This window comes from Phaeobacter sp. B1627 (assembly GCF_006265095.1).
Classification (GTDB): Bacteria; Pseudomonadota; Alphaproteobacteria; order Rhodobacterales; family Rhodobacteraceae; genus Epibacterium.
In genome coordinates this window covers 1-1850 of sequence record NZ_VCNK01000058.1, presented here as the reverse complement: position 1 = coordinate 1850, position 1850 = coordinate 1, and the positions used below count along the sequence as shown (strand labels likewise).

The following is a 1850-nucleotide window of genomic DNA, read 5'->3' as shown; positions in this document are numbered from 1 at the left end:
GCCCCCTGCGGCCACAAGCTGCGGCGTCAGTTCGAGCTTATCAAGCGCATCGCTGACGGCGAATGCTCACACCGCTGCGAGATCTGCCAGAACGCGAAGGAACAGTCGGAAGCGGAGGCGCGGGGCTGGGGTCTCCTCGGTGCAGCACCCACCCGCGACGTGAACTATCGGACCTATCGACACAGCTGCGGCCATGAACAGATGATCGCCCGCTCGAATATGCAAAGTGGACGCTTCAATTGCGAAGCCTGTGGCCAAGGCTGGGCCTCAGCCCCCAGTTACATTTATTGCATGCGGTTTACACTGCCAGGACAGGCACCCGTCGTGAAGCTGGGCTTTTCCCGGAATCCGCAGAGCCGGTTGAACTATCAGCTCAAACGGCGCCCGGACCTGCAAGCGGAGATCTTGCACAGCGTCGCTGTACCGACCGGCCACAAAGCGCTTTGCGCGGAAAAGCAGATGCACGCCACTCTCAAACGCGACCATCCCGGCTCCATGATCGCACCCGAGATTTATGCGCCGTGGCTGCGTGTCAGGTCAGAGATCTACAGCGCAGATCTGGAACCGGTCATCCTCGATATGCTCGACACGCTGCCCCTCCTGCCAGACGCCTGACCCCGGCCCCCTCACCTGACTCTTTCAATCGGCCTTGGTCGACCCCGAACCTATGGAGAACGCTCATGTCCAATACTCAGAGCTGGGCCCCCTATGCCCGCGATATCCTGCGCCGCTTGCGCCATGCCGAAACTGTCGTCACCAACGATCTCTTCGATGAAGCAAAGCAGATCGTCCCTGTCGAGGATCCGCCCGCCCGCAACCTCCTGGACGCCCTGAGCGAACTTGAGGAAGCGCAACATCGCGACAGCCAGGAGCTCGCCGAACTGCGTGAGGCGGGCACCGATGGCTGGGCAATGGATCAGAATGGCAACGACAGGCCAAAACAACGTATTCCGGCTGACAAGATCCTGGTGTGCCTGCAACTCGCCGCCATCTTCGGCACGCATCAGGGTTTCTGCGCGCAGGTGCTGGCACCGGGTGCTGTCAACGTGATCGATGGTTTCAAAATGAGTCAGATGGAGGCTGCCGCCACCCAGATCGGGCGCCTTTTTCTGCCCGCAGGCTGGGCGGCGCAAACCTATGCCGCAAAAAGCGTGTCTTCTCCTGCCCTGCAGATCATTTACCCAGCGGTCAGCAGCTCAGGCACGCTCGCCCCCAACGGCCAACGCGAGTTTAAACGCAAACTTCTATCGAGTCTGGCGCAACCTCATCCCCTGCTCATTCTTCTTCCCGATGGGCTGCAGCTCGATCCAAACCTGCGCCATATTCTTCCCAAAGCTCAGCGGCTCGCCGCCCTTGATGGGGAGATGATGCTGATGCTTCTGGCCGAGACCCATAGTGCGACCCGGAAGATCGACCGCGATCTGCTGCGCCCGCTTCTGCCGCACAATGCTGCCCTCAAAGCGCTGGACACACCGATCCTCCTCGCCAGCCTGCGCGCATCAACGGCGGCAGGGGCTGCAAAACACATGTCGGATCTGTTGCGCGCGCCAGTTGATCCCAACGTTATGACACTGGCCGATATCAAAGGGAACTCGCCCGCGCACCGAACCGCCGAAGGGTTGGTCGACGATCTCGCGGCCTGGCGCGCAGGCGAGGCCAAATGGTCGGAGATTTCACATTCGCTCTTGATCAGCGGAGAACCAGGAACCGGAAAATCTTTCCTCGCGCGCGCCATCGCTGCATCAGCCGATGTGCCGCTCATCCAGGGATCGTTCGGTGCCTGGCAAGCCGCAGGGCACCTTGGGGACATGTTAGGCGCGATGACCACAAGCTTTTCCGAAGCCATCAGT

At 60.8% G+C, this 1850-nt stretch carries 2 protein-coding genes; both read left to right on the top strand.

Features of this window, described 5'->3' with window-relative positions:
• A partial coding sequence (locus tag FGE21_RS19150) for a GIY-YIG nuclease family protein (RefSeq protein ID WP_139665005.1) occupies positions 1–615 on the top strand: 615 nt, incomplete at its 5' end.
• Between the two features lie 116 nt (positions 616–731).
• On the top strand, positions 732–1850 hold a 1119-nt coding region (locus FGE21_RS19145; RefSeq protein WP_176695492.1), incomplete at its 3' end, for an AAA family ATPase.